The sequence below is a fragment of the Actinoplanes sp. NPDC051411 genome, assembly GCF_040682075.1.
GTDB lineage: Bacteria > Actinomycetota > Actinomycetes > Mycobacteriales > Micromonosporaceae > Actinoplanes.
In genome coordinates this window covers 1-15,023 of the sequence record NZ_JBFBAD010000105.1, presented here as the reverse complement: position 1 = coordinate 15,023, position 15,023 = coordinate 1, and the positions used below count along the sequence as shown (strand labels likewise).

Annotated in this window: 19 protein-coding genes; 15 read left to right on the top strand and 4 right to left on the bottom strand. The window is 70.4% G+C overall.

Annotated features, from left to right (window positions below):
- The first annotated feature begins 26 nt into the window (after positions 1–26).
- Genes AB0M88_RS39625 through AB0M88_RS39605 form a run of 5 tightly spaced genes read left to right on the top strand, consistent with a single transcriptional unit; the run spans position 27 to position 5,578 of the window.
- Positions 27–1,682, top strand: a complete 1,656-nt coding sequence (locus tag AB0M88_RS39625) for a hypothetical protein (RefSeq protein WP_364110996.1) — start codon at positions 27–29, stop codon at positions 1,680–1,682.
- On the top strand, positions 1,679–2,623 hold the full coding sequence (locus AB0M88_RS39620; RefSeq protein WP_364110995.1) for an ABC transporter permease subunit: 945 nt from the start codon (positions 1,679–1,681) through the stop codon (positions 2,621–2,623). Before AB0M88_RS39625 ends, AB0M88_RS39620 begins: the two co-directional genes overlap by 4 nt.
- On the top strand, positions 2,620–3,516 hold the full coding sequence (locus tag AB0M88_RS39615) for a carbohydrate ABC transporter permease (protein WP_364110994.1): 897 nt from the start codon (positions 2,620–2,622) through the stop codon (positions 3,514–3,516). The genes AB0M88_RS39620 and AB0M88_RS39615 overlap by 4 nt, the downstream gene beginning before the upstream one ends.
- A complete protein-coding gene (locus AB0M88_RS39610) occupies positions 3,513–5,186 on the top strand; it encodes a beta-galactosidase (protein ID WP_364110993.1) in 1,674 nt (557 codons plus the stop codon). The genes AB0M88_RS39615 and AB0M88_RS39610 overlap by 4 nt, the downstream gene beginning before the upstream one ends.
- Positions 5,183–5,578, top strand: coding sequence for a hypothetical protein (locus AB0M88_RS39605; RefSeq protein WP_364110992.1), 396 nt, complete (start codon positions 5,183–5,185; stop codon positions 5,576–5,578). Before AB0M88_RS39610 ends, AB0M88_RS39605 begins: the two co-directional genes overlap by 4 nt.
- On the opposite strand, the gene AB0M88_RS39600 is transcribed toward AB0M88_RS39605, so the two are convergent.
- Positions 5,503–5,970 (bottom strand): MarR family transcriptional regulator, encoded by a 468-nt coding sequence (locus AB0M88_RS39600; protein WP_364110991.1) that lies wholly within the window; start codon positions 5,968–5,970, stop codon positions 5,503–5,505. The two genes, AB0M88_RS39605 and AB0M88_RS39600, sit on opposite strands and share 76 nt — an antisense overlap.
- 86 nt (positions 5,971–6,056) lie before the next feature.
- Between AB0M88_RS39600 and AB0M88_RS39595 the strand changes: the two genes are divergently transcribed.
- A complete protein-coding gene (locus AB0M88_RS39595) occupies positions 6,057–6,905 on the top strand; it encodes an NAD(P)H-binding protein (RefSeq protein ID WP_364110990.1) in 849 nt (282 codons plus the stop codon).
- An 81-nt stretch (positions 6,906–6,986) separates the two neighbouring features.
- Here AB0M88_RS39595 and AB0M88_RS39590 read toward each other — a convergent pair whose 3' ends face one another.
- Positions 6,987–7,838: a LysR family transcriptional regulator gene (locus AB0M88_RS39590; RefSeq protein WP_364110989.1), complete on the bottom strand. Its 852-nt coding sequence runs from the start codon at positions 7,836–7,838 to the stop codon at positions 6,987–6,989.
- A 69-nt stretch (positions 7,839–7,907) separates the two neighbouring features.
- Between AB0M88_RS39590 and AB0M88_RS39585 the strand changes: the two genes are divergently transcribed.
- The 6 genes from AB0M88_RS39585 (at position 7,908) to AB0M88_RS39560 (ending at position 11,901) form a co-directional block, all read left to right on the top strand.
- The gene (locus AB0M88_RS39585) at positions 7,908–8,792 is read left to right on the top strand and encodes an NAD(P)H-binding protein (protein ID WP_364110988.1); all 885 of its coding nucleotides are present in this window, start codon (positions 7,908–7,910) and stop codon (positions 8,790–8,792) included.
- A 6-nt stretch (positions 8,793–8,798) separates the two neighbouring features.
- Positions 8,799–9,641 (top strand): SAM-dependent methyltransferase, encoded by an 843-nt coding sequence (locus AB0M88_RS39580; protein ID WP_364110987.1) that lies wholly within the window; start codon positions 8,799–8,801, stop codon positions 9,639–9,641.
- A 47-nt stretch (positions 9,642–9,688) separates the two neighbouring features.
- Positions 9,689–10,693, top strand: a complete 1,005-nt coding sequence (locus AB0M88_RS39575) for an LLM class flavin-dependent oxidoreductase (RefSeq protein ID WP_364110986.1) — start codon at positions 9,689–9,691, stop codon at positions 10,691–10,693.
- Positions 10,694–10,843: 150 nt separating this feature from the next.
- A complete protein-coding gene (locus AB0M88_RS39570; protein WP_364110985.1) occupies positions 10,844–10,966 on the top strand; it encodes an ABC transporter substrate-binding protein in 123 nt (40 codons plus the stop codon).
- A 75-nt stretch (positions 10,967–11,041) separates the two neighbouring features.
- Complete coding sequence (locus AB0M88_RS39565; RefSeq protein WP_364110984.1) at positions 11,042–11,662, top strand: ABC transporter substrate-binding protein; 621 nt, start codon at positions 11,042–11,044, stop codon at positions 11,660–11,662.
- Positions 11,659–11,901 (top strand): hypothetical protein, encoded by a 243-nt coding sequence (locus tag AB0M88_RS39560; RefSeq protein ID WP_364111015.1) that lies wholly within the window; start codon positions 11,659–11,661, stop codon positions 11,899–11,901. Before AB0M88_RS39565 ends, AB0M88_RS39560 begins: the two co-directional genes overlap by 4 nt.
- A 1-nt stretch (position 11,902) precedes the next feature.
- Here AB0M88_RS39560 and AB0M88_RS39555 read toward each other — a convergent pair whose 3' ends face one another.
- A complete protein-coding gene (locus tag AB0M88_RS39555) occupies positions 11,903–12,394 on the bottom strand; it encodes a GNAT family protein (protein WP_364110983.1) in 492 nt (163 codons plus the stop codon).
- Between the two features lie 21 nt (positions 12,395–12,415).
- Between AB0M88_RS39555 and AB0M88_RS39550 the strand changes: the two genes are divergently transcribed.
- Positions 12,416–12,844: a pyridoxamine 5'-phosphate oxidase family protein gene (locus AB0M88_RS39550; RefSeq protein WP_364110982.1), complete on the top strand. Its 429-nt coding sequence runs from the start codon at positions 12,416–12,418 to the stop codon at positions 12,842–12,844.
- On the opposite strand, the gene AB0M88_RS39545 is transcribed toward AB0M88_RS39550, so the two are convergent.
- Positions 12,803–13,615: a TIGR02452 family protein gene (locus AB0M88_RS39545; RefSeq protein ID WP_364110981.1), complete on the bottom strand. Its 813-nt coding sequence runs from the start codon at positions 13,613–13,615 to the stop codon at positions 12,803–12,805. The genes AB0M88_RS39550 and AB0M88_RS39545 overlap by 42 nt on opposite strands.
- Before the next feature lie 140 nt (positions 13,616–13,755).
- Between AB0M88_RS39545 and AB0M88_RS39540 the strand changes: the two genes are divergently transcribed.
- Both AB0M88_RS39540 and AB0M88_RS39535 read left to right on the top strand, forming a co-directional pair.
- Positions 13,756–14,418, top strand: a complete 663-nt coding sequence (locus tag AB0M88_RS39540) for a TetR family transcriptional regulator C-terminal domain-containing protein (protein ID WP_364110980.1) — start codon at positions 13,756–13,758, stop codon at positions 14,416–14,418.
- A gap of 50 nt (positions 14,419–14,468) precedes the next feature.
- A complete protein-coding gene (locus AB0M88_RS39535) occupies positions 14,469–14,891 on the top strand; it encodes an OsmC family protein (protein WP_364110979.1) in 423 nt (140 codons plus the stop codon).
- Positions 14,892–15,023: the final 132 nt, after the last annotated feature.

Sequence of the window (15,023 nt, the reverse complement as noted above, 5' to 3'; positions counted from 1 at the left end):
CTAACATTCGTCAATGGAGTTTAGTCATGGATAGACGGCGATTCCTTCAACTGACCGGCCTGGGCGTGGTCGTGGCGACCAGTGCCGCGTGCGGTGACGCCAAGGACGGCGGCGGGCCGGGCACCACCGACCAGAGCCAGCTGCAGAAGCTGCTGCCCGCCTACGCGCCGTCGGCCGCCGTCCAGCCCGACATCCCGAGTGTCCAGGGGCCGAACGGATTCTTCTCGGCGCCGGCCTTCCTGGCGTACCCCCCGAACCCGGTCACGACCGTGACCGGCACGCCGGGCAAGGGTGGCACCTACACCGCGAAAACTCCCCTCTGGGGAGCGATCCCGTCGTCGACCGGCAACAGCTACTACGACTCGGTCAACGCGGCGCTCGGCGCGACGGTCACGATGCAACCGGCCGACGGCGTCAACTACGACAAGGTGCTGCCGACGCTGTTCGCGGGGGACAAGCTGCCCGACTGGCTGATGATCCCGAGCTGGAACATGACCAACCTCGGCTTCTCGGGAGCGGTCACCAAGTTCGCCGACCTCGGGCCGTACCTCTCGGGCGACGCCGTCAAGGCGTACCCGAACCTCGCCGCCATCCCGAGCAGCGCCTGGCAGTGCTGCATCTGGAACGGCAAGCTCTACGGCCTGCCGACCTACTTCAGCGGGGCCAACCCGGGCGGTGCGTTCTACTACCGCAAGGACGTCTTCGACCAGCTCGGCGTCAACGCCGACGCGATCAGGACGCCGGCCGACCTGGAGGCGGCGGCCAGGCAGCTCACCGACCCCAAGGCCGGGCGGTGGGCGTTCGGTGACTTCTTCGACTACCTGGGCCAGGTCTTCCACTTCCCGGGTGAGCCCAACAAGTGGTCGATCGACGCCGCCGGCAAGCTCATCCACCGGTACGAGATGCCGCAGTACCTGGACGCCCTGAGCTGGTTCCAGAAGCAGGCCAAAGCCGGTTACGTACATCCGGACGCGCTCGCCGGCAAGAGCGACCAGGGCAAGCAGCGCTTCTGGAGCGGCAAGGAACTGATCACCGCCGACGGCACCGGCGCGTGGAAGGGCGACGACGCCCAGTCCGGGAAGGCGGCGAATCCCTCGTACAACCGGCAGGCGCTCAAGCCGATGTCGGTCGACGGCCAGCCGCGGATCGAGATGACGCCGAGCGCCAACATGTACTCGTTCCTCAACGCCAAGCTGAGCGCCGGCCAGATCAAGGAATGCCTGGCGATCGCCAACTACCTCGCCGCGCCGTTCGGGTCGGCCGAGTATCTGACGGTCAACTTCGGCAAGGAGGGCGTCGACTACACGATGAAGGACGGCAACCCCCAGCTGACCGAGCGGGGTAGCAAGGAGGTCGCGACGACCTACCAGTTCCTGGTGACGCCGCTGACCCCGACCACGGTCATCCTCGGCCAGACCCAGGTGGTCAAGGACTACGCGGCCTGGGAGGGCGAGATGGTCAAGTACGCCGTGAAGCCCGTCTTCTACGGCATGAACATCTCCGAGCCGGCCCAGTTCGCGAAGCTCAACCAGCCGATGGTCGACGTGTCGAAGGACGTCCGGTACGGCCGCAAGCCGGTCTCCGCGTTCCAGGACGCGCTGAAGACCTGGAAGGCCCAGGGAGGCGATCAACTGCGCGCCTTCTACGAGGACATCCGGACGAAGTACGGCACCGGGCAGTGACCGCTCTTCGTGAGGCGCCCCTGAAAGAGGCGGTGGAGGTCAAGAAGAACCGCTTCCGCCGCGACCGCACGCTGCTGCTGATGACGGTGCCCGCGGTCGTGCTGCTGCTCGTCTTCAACTACGCGCCCATGTTCGGCACCGCGACCGCCTTCCAGTCCTACAGCATCTACTCCGGGTTCCTGCACAGCCCGTGGGTCGGCCTGGAGACGTTCCGGTCGCTGTTCGCCGATCCGCTGTTCTGGTCGTCGTTCCGCAACACGCTGGTGCTCAGCCTCGTGCAGCTGGTGCTGTTCTTCCCGGTGCCGATCGCCCTGGCCCTGCTGCTCAACTCGATCATCAGCGCCCGGATCCGGACGTTCGTCCAGTCGGTGGTCTACCTGCCGCACTTCTTCTCGTGGGTGCTCGCGGTGACCGTCTTCCAGGAGATGCTCGGCGGAGCCGGGGCGCTCAACACGTTCCTGCGCCGGCACGGCCTCGGCACCTGGGACATCATGACCGACCCGAACACCTTCAAGTTCCTGGTCACCGCGCAGGTGGTCTGGAAGGAGGCGGGCTGGGGGATCATCGTCTTCCTGGCCGCACTGGCCGCCATCGACCAGAACCTCTACGAGGCGTCGGCGGTCGACGGGGCCGGGCGGTGGCGCCGCCTCTGGCACATCACGCTGCCCGGCATCCGCGGCATCATCGTGCTGCTGCTCGTGCTCCGGCTCGGCAACACGCTCACGGTCGGCTTCGAGCAGATGCTGATCCAGCGCGACGCGGTCGGCCGGGACGCCGCCGAGGTGCTCGACACCTACGCCTACTACTACGGCGTCGTCAACGCGAACTTCGCCCTGGGCGCCGCGGCCTCGCTCTTCAAGGGCGTGCTGTCGCTGATCCTGATCCTGGCCGCCAACAAGGTCGCCCACCTCGTGGGCGAGGACGGGCTTTACCGAAAATGACCGCTGCTTGGGAAGAGCCGCCGACCAGAGCCGGTCAGGCCGGCAAGAACGTGATCCTGTTCGTCACGGTCGCGGTGGTGATCGTGCCACTGTGGATGGTCGTGATCACCAGCCTGTCGACCCAGGGCTCGGTCAACGACGCGGGCGGCCTCGTGCTCGTGCCGCACGGCCTGACCACGGCCGCCTACGAGCAGATCTTCACCAACAGCCTGATCATCCATTCGCTGGCGGTCAGCCTCGCAATCACGGTCATCGGCACGGCGGTCTCACTGCTGGTCACGACACTCGCGGCCTACGGCCTCTCGCGCCCCGGTTCGTACGCCCACAGGCCGATCCTGATGCTGATGATCGTCACCATGTTCTTCAGCGGCGGACTGATCCCGACCTTTCTCGTCGTCACCGCGCTCGGTGGCTTCGACAATTACTGGTCGATGATCCTGCCCGGTGCCGTTTCGGTCTTCAACATCCTGGTGATGCGCGGTTTCTTCGCCGGAACCGCCCAGGAACTGACCGACGCGGCGGCCATCGACGGCGCCGGCGAATGGCGCACCCTGTGGTCGGTCGTGCTGCCGACCTCGCGGGCGGTGACCGCGGTGATCGCCCTGTTCTACGCGGTCGGTTACTGGAACACGTTCTTCAATGCGCTGCTCTATCTGCCCGACACCGGCAAATGGCCGCTGCAGATGATCATCTATACCTATACGCTGCAGGGCGGAGCCATGCCGGGAACCGGCATCACCAACACCGGGCAGTACTACGGCAACCAGCAGATCACGCCGCTCGCCATCCAGATGGCCGTCGTCACGCTGACGCTGATCCCGATCCTGCTCGTCTATCCTTTCGTGCAGCGGCATTTCGCCAAGGGAATGCTCCTCGGAGCGATCAAGGGATGATCTTCTTCGGCGGCGACTACAACCCCGACCAGTGGCCCGAAACGGTCTGGCCGGAGGACGTCGCGCTGATGAAGTCGGCCGGGGTCAACCTGGTCACGGTCGGGGTCTTCAGCTGGTCGGGTTTGCAGCCGGCCCCCGACTCGTTCGACTTCGGGTGGCTCGACCGGGTGCTCGCGCTGCTCGCCGACGCCGGGATCGGGGTCTGCCTGGCCACCCCGACGGCGTCGCCGCCGCCCTGGTTCACCCGATCACATCCGGACGCCATGCCGGTCAACCGGGACGGGGTGCGGCTCACCCACGGTTCGCGGGACACGTATTGCGTCAGCTCACCGGCGTACCGTCAGGCGAGCGTGCGAATCGCCCGCGAGCTCGCCACCCGCTACGCCGGGAATCCGGCGATAAAGCTCTGGCACGTCCACAACGAATACGGCACGACGTGCTTCTGCGACCGGTGCGCCGCCGGCTTCCGGGTCTGGCTGCGCTTCCGGTACGGGAACCTGGCCGCGCTCAACGAGGCGTGGGGAACCGATTTCTGGTCGCAGAGGTACGGCTCGTTCGAGGAAGTGCTTCCGCCCCGGGCCACGCAGTACCTTCCGAACCCGGCCCACGAACTGGACTACCGGCGGTTCTTCTCGGACGCGCTGCTCGAACACTATCTGGTCCAGCGATCGGTGCTGCCGGGGCTGGTGACGACGAACTTCGTGCTCGGCGGGTGGGTTCCGGTCGACCACGCGCGCTGGGCCCGATCGGTCGACCTGGTCGCGGTCGACGACTATCCCGCATCGATCGACGACCATCTGGCGTCGCGCGCCTTCACGGCCGACATGGCCCGCGGATGGGCCCGCGCGGCCGGCCACGCCGACGGCCGATGGCTGCTGATGGAACACATGCCGGGCGCGGTCCGGGATTCCGCCAGTGGCATTACGCGTTCGCTGCCGCCGGGTTCGTCGGCGGATGTCGCTTCGGCCTATCTGTCGCGGGGCGCGGTCGGCGTCATGTATTTCCAGTGGCGGGCCGGCCGCGGCGGGGCCGAACAATGGCATCCGGCGATGGTGCCCCTGCTCGATGAACTGGGGCCGCTCGGCACGTCGCTACGGCCGCGGTCGCCGGTCGTCGTCACCGCGCCGACGGCGCTGCTCTATGACGAGGAATGCCTGTGGGCGTGGCAGTCGCCGCATCTGCCGATCCGACTCGACTATTCCGCGCTGGCTCTGCGGTGGCATCGCGCGCTTTGCGGCCCGGTCGACGTGCTGCCCGTCTCGGCGCCACTCGGGAGCTATTCGCTCGTGGTCGTCCCGGCGCTCTATCTGATGTCGGAGGCCACCCACGCCGCGCTGCGGGACTTCGTGTCGGGCGGGGGCACGCTGGTCATCGGCTTCGGGTCCGGCCTGGTCGACGAGTGCCTGCGGACCACGCCCGGGGCCCTCGACGACCTCATCGGGGCGGGCGTGGCCCGCCGCGTACATCTGCTGCCCGGGGAAACGCGGCCGTTGGCCGGCGACGGCGCCGGTGTCCTCTGGTTTGATTCCTTGTCTCTGCGGGGTGCGTCGGCCCTGCTTCGCACCGCCGACGGCGAGCCGGCGGTGACCACGCATTCCTATGGCGCCGGGGTGGTGCGCTATGTGGCAACCGACCTCGATATCGGCCGGATTCTCGGAGGGCTGCCATGACGTCTCTGGTCGATGCCTGGATCGCCTGGCCGTCGGGCGCCGTGATCGCCCGGCTCGACATCGAGGAAGAGCGGCCGGTCTTTCTGGGGCTCACGCCGGGCCCGGTCTCGCGGGCGATCGGCGGCCTCGACATGAACCTGCCGGAGACGGTTGTCGCGCTGCGGGTGATCTGCGACGGCGCGATGACCTATGCGGCCGGGCGGCTCCGGCTCGACATGGCGACCTGGGCGATCCTGCTCGTGGGCACGTCGGCCGACCGTCAGGAGCTGGACGACCTCCTCTGCGACCTGGCCGTCGAACTCGTCCGGCCCGGCGGCTACGACGAGCTGCGCGGCGTTTCCGGCCGCTCGTCCCGGCCCGGCTCGGCCATCAGGGCGGTCGCCGAGCGGTAGACCTTGGCCAGCGCGGACGTGAGGAGCTTCCGCTCCGCGGGAGTGAGGTCCGCGGTGACCCTGTCCTCCAGGTGGCGCCGCTCGGACTCGACCGGCGTCTGAAGGGCCCGGCCGGCGTCGGTCAGCCAGAGCCGGACCAGGCGGTTGTCGAGGTCGTCGCGGCGGCGGGTGATCAGCCCGGCGGCGATCAGGCGGCCGGACATCTTCACCACGGCGGGAGTCGAGACGGCCGCCGCGGCCGCGATCTCGCCCGGGGTGCGGCCATCCTGCTCCCAGAGCACGGCCAGCAGGTGATCCTGACCAAGGTGCAGGCCGTGGCGCTGCATGGCGGCCTCCGCGGCGGCGCGCACCGCCTTGTTGGCCTTGCCGTGCAGGTCGAGGAATTCGGGCACCGTAACCCCTCCTTGACGCTCAATCGCTAACCGGTTAACGTTCCGTGGCGGAAGTCGTTAACGGGTTATCGACCCTGGGAGTGCTCATGCTACTGATCACCGGCGCCACCGGGAACATCGGCCGCGAACTCACCGCCGCACTGGAAGCAAGCGACACCAAGGTGCGCCTGCTGGTGCGCGACCCGGCCCGGGCCGCCGGTCGCCCCGAACGTGTCGTCGCCGACCTCGACCGGCCGGCGACGCTGCCGGCCGCCTTCCACGGCGTCGACCGGCTGTTCCTGCTGACCCCGGGCATCGGACTCACTCAGACCGGCCACGCCGTCGCGGCGGCCCGGGCCGCCGGTGTGCGGCACATCGTGCACGTGTCCTCGTTCAACGTGCTCGGCGACCCGATGCCCGCCATGGGCCGATGGCACCACGACCGGGAGGAACTGGTGCGAGCCTCGGGGATCCCGGCCACGATCCTGCGGCCGGGCGGCTTCATGACCAACACGCTCGACTGGCGGCCCACCATCCAGGAGGGCGGCTTCGTCCTCGACCCGATCAGTCCGGGCCGATACGCCCCGATCGACCCGGCCGACATCGCCGCGGTGGCGGCCCTCGCTCTCACCCGGGACGGCCACGAGGGCCGGGAATACGTACTCACCGGCGAGGAGACGCTCACCGTCGTCGAGCAGGCCCGGATCCTCTCCGCGGCCATCGGCCGCGAGCTCGAGGTACGCCCGGTCAGCTCGCCCGAGGAGGCCGTACGGTCGCGCTTTCCGGCCGGTGCGCCACCGGCCCTCGCCGACGCGCTGGTCGAGGGCTTCGCGCTCATGCGCGCCGACACCGCCGGCTTCCGGACCGACACGGTCCGCCGCCTCCTCGGCCGCGGCCCGCGCACCTTCGCCGACTGGTGCGCGCGCAACGCACACCGGTTCCGCCGGCTGGCGTAGATCAGGTCCGGCGGGCCGTCGGGAGATCGACGACCCTGGTCTTCGGCGGGGCCTCCGTGAGGGCCCGGATCAGCCGTCTCGTCAGGCGGCTGCGACCGCCAGCGCGGCGCGGACGAACGCCGCCACCGCGGGGGAGCGGGAGTCCTGCGGCCACGCCACGGCCAGGCCGGCCGGGGGAAGGTCGGTCACTTCGCGGTAGACGATGTCGGGCCGGGTGTAGCGGCGGGCCACCGAGGTGGGGACGAAGAAGACGAGCGTGCCGAGCTCGATCAGGTTGAAGATCTGGGTCATGTCGAGGCGGGAGGGGCCCCGGTGCGGGCGCTGCGGGCCCAGTGGCGCCTCGGCACCGTCGGGGAGCCGGCGGCCCGCGAAGTCGGCCAGCGACAGGGAGGGGAGCCCGGCCAGCGGGTCGGTGGCGGCCAGGGCGACCAGGTTGGGTTCGGTCAGCAGGGGCTCGTGGTCGAGGCCGCGCTCGTCGAACGGGGTCGGCAGCAGGGCCACGTCGGCCCGGCCGTCGTGCAGGGCCGGGACCTGTTCGCCGCGGCCGCCCAGCAGCGGCTCCACCGCCAGCGCACCCTCCTCCTGGCGGTAGGCGGCCACGATCTGGGGGAGGAGGCCGGCGTCGAAGTCGGCCTTGAGGGCCAGCCGCAGCGCCGGGGCGGGGAGGCCGGCGTTGCGGGCCCGGCGGCCGGCCGCGCTCACCGCGTCGAGCGCGTGCCGGGCGTCGCGCAGCAGGGTCTCCCCGGCCGGCGTGAGGGCGACGTTGCGGGTGGTGCGTTCCAGGAGGCGTACGCCCAGGAAGCGCTCGATCTCCCGGATCGCCCGGGAAAGCGGGGGTTGCGCCATGCCGAGCCGGGTGGCGGCGCGGCCGAAGTGCAGTTCCTCGGCCACCGCGACGAAGTAGCGCAGCTGGCGGACCTCGAGGTCGTTCATACCCCCACGGTATCAATCGGGATCGGATCGGTCCTTCAGACCTGGTCGGAGCGGGAGTTGACTCGAAGCATGATCGTTGTAACTGCCCCGACCGGCAACATCGGCCGTCAGGTCGTCGCGAACCTGCTCGCGCGCGACACCCCCGTACGCGTCGTCGTGCGTGACCCGGACCGCCTCGCCGGACCGGTCCGTGAGCGGGCCGAGATCGTCGTCGGGTCGCACGCCGACCCGGACGTCGTCGCCAAGGCGTTCGACGGCGCCGACGCCGTCTTCTGGCTGGTGCCGCCGGACCGGCAGGCGCCCGACGTCCGCCGGGCCTTCCTCGACTTCACCCGCCCCGCCGCCCGAGCCTTCGCCGAAGCCGAAACCCTGAGGGTCGTCGGGGTCTCCGCGCTCGGCCGCGGCACCGCCCCGGCCGCCGACGCCGGCCTGGTCACCGCCTCGCTGGAGATGGACGACCTGATCGCCGCCAGCGGGGTCGCCTACCGCGCGCTGGCCCTGCCGTCCTTCATGGACAACGTGCTGCGCCAGGTCGCGGTGATCCGCGACCAGGGCCGCTACTACGGGCCCAGCGAGCCCGGCCGCAAGATGCCGACCTGCGCGACCCGCGACATCGCCGCGGTCGCGGCCGGGCTGCTGCTCGACGACACCTGGAGCGGGGTCGATCAGAGAAGCGTGCTCGGGCCGGAGGATCTGTCCATGCTGGACGAGGTGCGGATCATGTCCGAGGTGCTGGGCCGGCCGATCGAGTACGTGCGGACGCCGCTCGACGCCTTCAAGGCCCAGTTCCTGGCCGCCGGGGCCTCCGAGTCGACCGCCCAGGCCATGGCCGACATGGCGCGAGCCAAGGACGAGGGACTGGACGCCGGGGTCGCGCGCACGGCCGAGACGGCCGGCCCGACGACCTTCCGGGCGTGGTGCGAGGAGGTGCTCAAACCGGCCGTGCAATCATGACGCCTTATGACACTGTCCCCGGAGGACCAGGCCTACCTCGAAAAGCTGCCCGGGGCCGGCGCGTTCAACCCGACCGTTCCCCATCCGGCCCGGCGCTACAACTACTGGCTGGACGGTAAGGACAACTTCGACGCGGACCGCCGCTCGGCCGACGAGATCGAGCGGCTGGTCCCCGGCATGCGGGCCGGTGTGCGGGCCAACCGTGAGGTGCTGCGGCGGGTCGTGCGCCATCTGACCGCCGAGGAGGGCGTCCGGCAGTTCCTCGACGTCGGCACCGGCCTGCCGACGGCCGACAACACGCACGAGGTGGCTCAGGGGATCGCGCCGGAGAGCCGCGTCGTCTACGTCGACAACGACCCGCTCGTGCTTACCCACGCCCGCGCGCTGCTCACCAGCGCGCCGGCCGGCCGCACCGCGTACATCGAGGCCGACGTGCGGGAGCCGGACCGCATCCTGGCCGCCCCCGAGGTCGTCGACACGTTCGACCTGAGCCGGCCGGTCGCTCTGCTGCTGGTCGGGGTGCTGCACTTCGTGCCCGGCGACGGGGCGGCCAAGCCACTGGTCGACCGGCTGATGGGCGCCCTGCCGCCGGGGAGCTTCCTGTTCGTGACCCACGTGACCAACGACTTCCTGCCGCCCGAGATCGTGGCCGGGCACGAGGAGATGCAGCGGGCCGGCCGCTCGGACTTCTGGATGCGCGGCCGCGACGAGGTGACGCGGCTGTTCGACGGGCTCGAGCTGCTGGAGCCGGGCATCGTGCCGACCACGCGGTGGCGGGCCGAGGCGGACGCCCCCGAACTTCCCCTGCACGTCGTCAACGCCTGGGCCGGGGTCGGCCGCAAACCATGATCCAGCTCACGTGCCGCCGGTGGTGAGCGGAGAGTAGCTTTCGGCCCATGTCGATTGCGCTCTCCCTGCTCGATCTGGCGCCCATCCCGGCCCGGAGCACCGCCCGCGAAAGCTTCGCGACCAGCGTCGCGCTGGCCCGGGCGGCGGAGCGCAGCGGCTATCGCCGCGTCTGGTATGCCGAGCACCACAACATGCCGACCATCGCGTCGTCGGCGACCAGCGTGCTCATCGGCTACATCGCCACTCAGACGGAGTCGATCCGGCTCGGGTCGGGCGGCATCATGCTGCCCAACCACTCGCCGATGGTGATCGCCGAGCAGTTCGGCACGCTGGCCTCGCTCTTCCCGGACCGCATCGACCTCGGGCTCGGCCGGGCACCGGGCAGCGACCAGAACACCCAGCTGGCCCTGCGCCGCGATCCGACCGCGGCCGACACGTTCCCGCAGGACGTTCTCGAACTGCAGGGCTTCCTGTCCGGGCACAGCCGCATCCCCGGCGTCGAGGCGGTGCCCCGGGCCGATGAGATCGTGCCGCTCTACATTCTCGGTTCCTCACTCTTCGGCGCGCAGCTCGCGGCGCGACTCGGGCTTCCGTACGCGTTCGCGTCCCACTTCGCCCCCGACGCGCTGACCCAGGCCGTGGCCGTCTACCGCGACACCTTCCAGCCGTCGGCCCAGCTCGCGGCGCCTTATGTCATCGCCGGCGTGAACGTCTTCGCGGCCGACGACCACGACGCGGCGGTCCAGCAGAAGTCCGTGGCCTACCGGGCGCGCACCCGGGCGATGCTGACCCGCGGCGCCCGCGGGATGAACTTCACCGACGCCGAGATCGACGAGTTCCTGGCCTCGCCCAACGGCGCCCAGCTGGCCGGCATGACCCGCTACACCGCGGTGGGCACGCCGTCCGAGGTCCGCGACTACCTCGCCGCGTTCGCCGAGACGGCCCAGGCCGACGAGCTGATCACCGCGCACCACGCGAGCGAGGTCGGCGACCGGGTGCGCTCGGTCGAACTGACCGGCCGGGTCGTGGCCGCCGTCGGCAATCCTCAGTAACTCAACCTTCGGAAATTCGCGGATATCGGCTGCCGGGCGGCAGCGACCGGCACCATCACCGAGAACTGGAACCCGTTCTCGCCGACGCTCGGCGTCACCTACGAGCCGCTCTACTACTACAACCTGGCCTCCAGCGCCGCGCCGCAGCCGATGCCGGGCACCGGGTTCAAGTGGAGCGCCGACGGCCGACAGATGACGATCACGACCCGGGACGGGATCAAGTGGTCGGACGGCCAGCCGTTCACCGCCCGGGACGTTTCACGTTCAGCCTGATCAGCAAGACCTCGGCGCTCAACTCCTCGGGCCTCAGCTCACCTCGGTGACCCCCCCCCGGACGACCACACCGCGGTGCTGACCTTCCCGGACCAGGAGTTCGCCCAGGAGCCGAACATCGCCGAGCACGTCTGGAGCAAGATCTCCGACCCGGCCCGGACGACCAACCCGAACCCGGTCGGCACCGGGCCGTACACGGTGAAGTCGTTCTCGGCCCAGAGCTGCACCGGACCGCAGACCGACGTCGCGGTGCGGCAGGCCATCTCCTACGCGATCAACCGTGACCAGCTGAACAAGCCGGCCGGCGGCGGCTTCGCGGTGCCCGCCTCGCCGACCATGCTGCTACCCGGCCGGGACGACAAGTGGGTCGCGAACCCGGGCGACCTCAAGGCGCCGGGCGGCCCCGACGCCGCCAAGGCCAACCGGATCCTCGACGCGGCCGGCTGGACCCGGGGGCCGACGGCATCCGCGCCAAGGGCGAAGCTGCTGATGCGGCTCGAACGGCCCACGGCCGGGACGATCGCGCTGTCCGGGGCCTCGGACTACCGGCGGGCGGTGCAGATGGTTTTCCAGGATCCGTTCGCGTCGCTCAATCCGGACCACACCGTGGGCCACCATCTGGCCCGGCCGGTGCGGCTGCACCATCGCGGGCTGTCGGCGAGAGGGTCCTCTCGCTCCTCGAACGGGTACGGCTGACGCCCGCCCCGTCATTCGCGGGGCGGCGGCCGCACGAGCTGTCGGGCGGCCAGCGGCAGCGGGTGGCGATCGCCCGGTCACCGGCACCCTCGCCCGGCATCCTGGTCCTGCTCCGTGGTCGTGTGGTGGAGCGCGGGGCGCCCGACGACGTGATTCTCCGGCCTCGGCATCCGTACACGCGGACGCTCGCCGCGGCGGGGCCCGATCCGGAGCGGCGGCTGCGGGAAGCGCGTGGCTGATTCAGGCGAGGGAGCGGCGGTACCACTTGCCCGGCTTGCCGCCCACCTCGGCCGGCCGGGCCGGGCCGGTCACGGTGAAACCGGCCTTGGCCAGCACCCGCTGGGAGGCCGGATTGGTGTCGGCGGCGGCTGCGTTCAGCGTCCGCAGGCCGTATTGGGTCGCGGCCCGGGTGCACAACTCGCGGACGGCGGCGGTCGCCACGCCCCGGCCGGCGACGTGCTCGGCCAGGCGATAGCCGACCTCGGCGGTCCGGTCCTCGATCTCCAGCAGGTTGAAACGGCCCACCACCTCGGCGTCCTCGGTGGTCAGCACGTGGAAGAGGCACGTGCCGGCCTTCTGGAGAGCCAGGACCGTCGACCAGCTGTCGGCGAAGTGGGCGAAGAAGGCATCGCCCCGGTCGCTGATGAAGGCGGCGAAGTAGGCGCGGTTGGCCTGCTCGAAAGCCAGCACGGCCTGCGCGTCGGTGGACTCGACCGGCCTCAATTCGTACATCGCTCGACCATACTCAGCCGAATGGAAGACTGGGACTTCAACCGGCGGCGGCTCACCCGCGACGAGAGCGTCGCGTTGCTGGCGCGGCCGTTGACCGGGGTGTTCTCCACGGTGCATGCGGCGGGGTGGATCCACTCCGTACCGGTGCATTTCCTGTTCGCCGAAGGCGAGATCCGGGTGGTCGCCGAGGCCGGCGCGGTGAAATCGCGGAATGCCGCGCGGAGCGGGCAGGCGACGCTTTGCGTCGATCTCACCGAGGAGACCGTACGCAGCTACGTCAGCGTTTCCGGGCCGGTGAGCATCCGCCGGACCCTGCCGGCGCCGGACCTGCTGGCGCTGGACCTCAAATACGGGCGGACCGACTACGCGGCGGGCTTCGACGACTATCCCGACGCGGTGATGCTGGTGCTACGCGCGGAGCGCTGGATCGCCTGGGCCGACTGGGACTAGAACTTCGGCGAACGCCGCTCGGACCGGCGTGCCGGACTGACGGTCGAGGACGGCGAACACGACCTCGTCGAACCAGGGACTCTTGCGCAGGGCGCCGGCGAAGGCGGTCGCCACGGCCGCCGGATCGTTGCCGAACACGCCGCAGCCCCAGGCGCCGAGCACGAGACGGCGGTGCCCGTGCGCGGCGGCGACCGCGAGGACCCGGCCGGCCCGGCGGGCGAGGATCGCCGGCACCTCGGGCAGGTGCTCGGGTTGGCCGTGCGCGAGGGCGGCCCGGTTGGGGGCGGCGGCGGTCAGGAACGACACCGGATAGGGCGTATCGAGCAGGGTGCCCTTGTCGTCGCGGAACACCGGCACGGCGGGCGAATAGATCACGCGGTCGCTGTAGGTGAGCTCGGCGTGGGCGCGGTGGTGGGCGTAGAAGTCGCCGGCCGCGCGGAGGCAGGGATAGAGGGCGGAGCCGCGGGCCAGGCTCTCCTCCTGGGCCTGGGCGCCGTTGAGGAAGCCGCCGCCGGGATTGCGTGCCGAGGCGAAGACCAGGCAGGCCAGGTCGCCGCCGAGACGGCGGGTCGCGGCCAGAGTCGACTCGCCGGTGACGCTGATGGTCGGCGTCCGGGCCGGCGGTGGTGGCGGCAGCGCGTCGCCGGGCCGGTACAACCGCGTGCCGGCGACGGCCCGGGTGACCTGGTCGCCGAGCAGCACATCGCCGTAGGCGCCGTTCTGGGCGATGGTCACGGTCTCGCGGGCGATGGCCCGCAGTCGGCTACTCACGACCGGCATCATCACAGGTCGCCCCGGCACCCGCGACCGAGAAACGGATCCATGGGGAACGGCCGGCCAGTGGGTCCTTCGTCCGGGACCTCGTGGTCCATTGCAGCGGATGCTCCCAGCAGTGTGGGTACGCTGGAACGATGAGCGAAGAGGCGGTGGCCGCGCCGCGCCAGCGGCGGCGGCGTGCTCCTGATCCGCGTGCGCTGGCGACTCGCCGGCGGATTCTCGAGGCCGCCAACAACCTGATGTACGTGCGGGGTGTCAACTCGACGAGCATCGATGACGTGCTGGAGGCCAGTGGCACCAGCAAGTCGCAGCTGTACATGCACTTCCCGGACAAGCTGACCCTGATCAGGGAAGTGGTCAAGTTCCGGGGCCAGCTGGTTCTCGAGCGCGAGCAGGGGCGGCTGGAGCGGTTCCGCACGTTCGGTGCCCTGCGGCGCTGGCGCGACGCGCTGGTGAAGGCGAATGATCTTCAGAAGGGCGCCTACGGGTGCGGTCTCGGCTCGATGGCCTCCGAGCTCTCCGACCAGGACGAGCAGTCTCGTCAGTCACTTTCGGAGATGTTCGCGGCCTGGGAGCTGCTGATCAGTGACGGCCTGCGCCGGATGCAGAAGGCCGGCTCGTTGCGTGAGGAGGCCGACCCCGACCGGTTGGCGACCTTCCTGATGGCCGCCCTGCAGGGCGGATACCTTCTTGCGAACGCGGCTCACGATGTCGAGCCGATGGCGGTCGCACTTGATGTCGCGCTGGAGCAGGTCAAGACGTTCGTGGTCGACAAGCCCGCCCGGAGCGGCGGCTGATCCGCTCTTATTGTGGACTGTTTAGTCCTTGGCCGTTAGCCTGGTTCGTCATGGAGACAAACCAGGATCGGGTGCTGGGCAGTGCCCGCGCCGTACTTCCCGCAGTGCACCGGCGCCGGACCGAGGTGACCTCCGGCGCCTTCTCGTTCGTGGCCGATGAGCCGCACGGTGGCATGGCCGGGGACGGTCCGACACCCACGGAGTATCTGCTGATCGCGCTGGCCAGCTGCACGGCGCAGACCCTTCGGCAATACGTGGACTACAAGGTCGACTACGCCGGCGACATCACGGTCGACGTGCAGTATCACGAGCCGAGCGAGGAGGGCGCCGAGCGCTATCTGACCCGCAAGATCACGCTCAGCGAACAGCCGGACCCGCAGGACCTCATCGTGATGCGGGACATCGCCGAGCGGTCGCCGGTGACCCTGCTCATCCAGTTCGCGTACAGCGTGCGTACGGAATTCGTGGGGTGACGTCGGGCGCTGGGGGGGGGCGGGGCCGGCCGGCCCCGCGGGCCCCCCTCCGGGGCCCCCCCCGGCAAACCGGGGTGCGGGGGGGGGCGGTGGGGGGGGGGTGTGGGGGGGGGGGGGGAAAAGGGGCGCCCG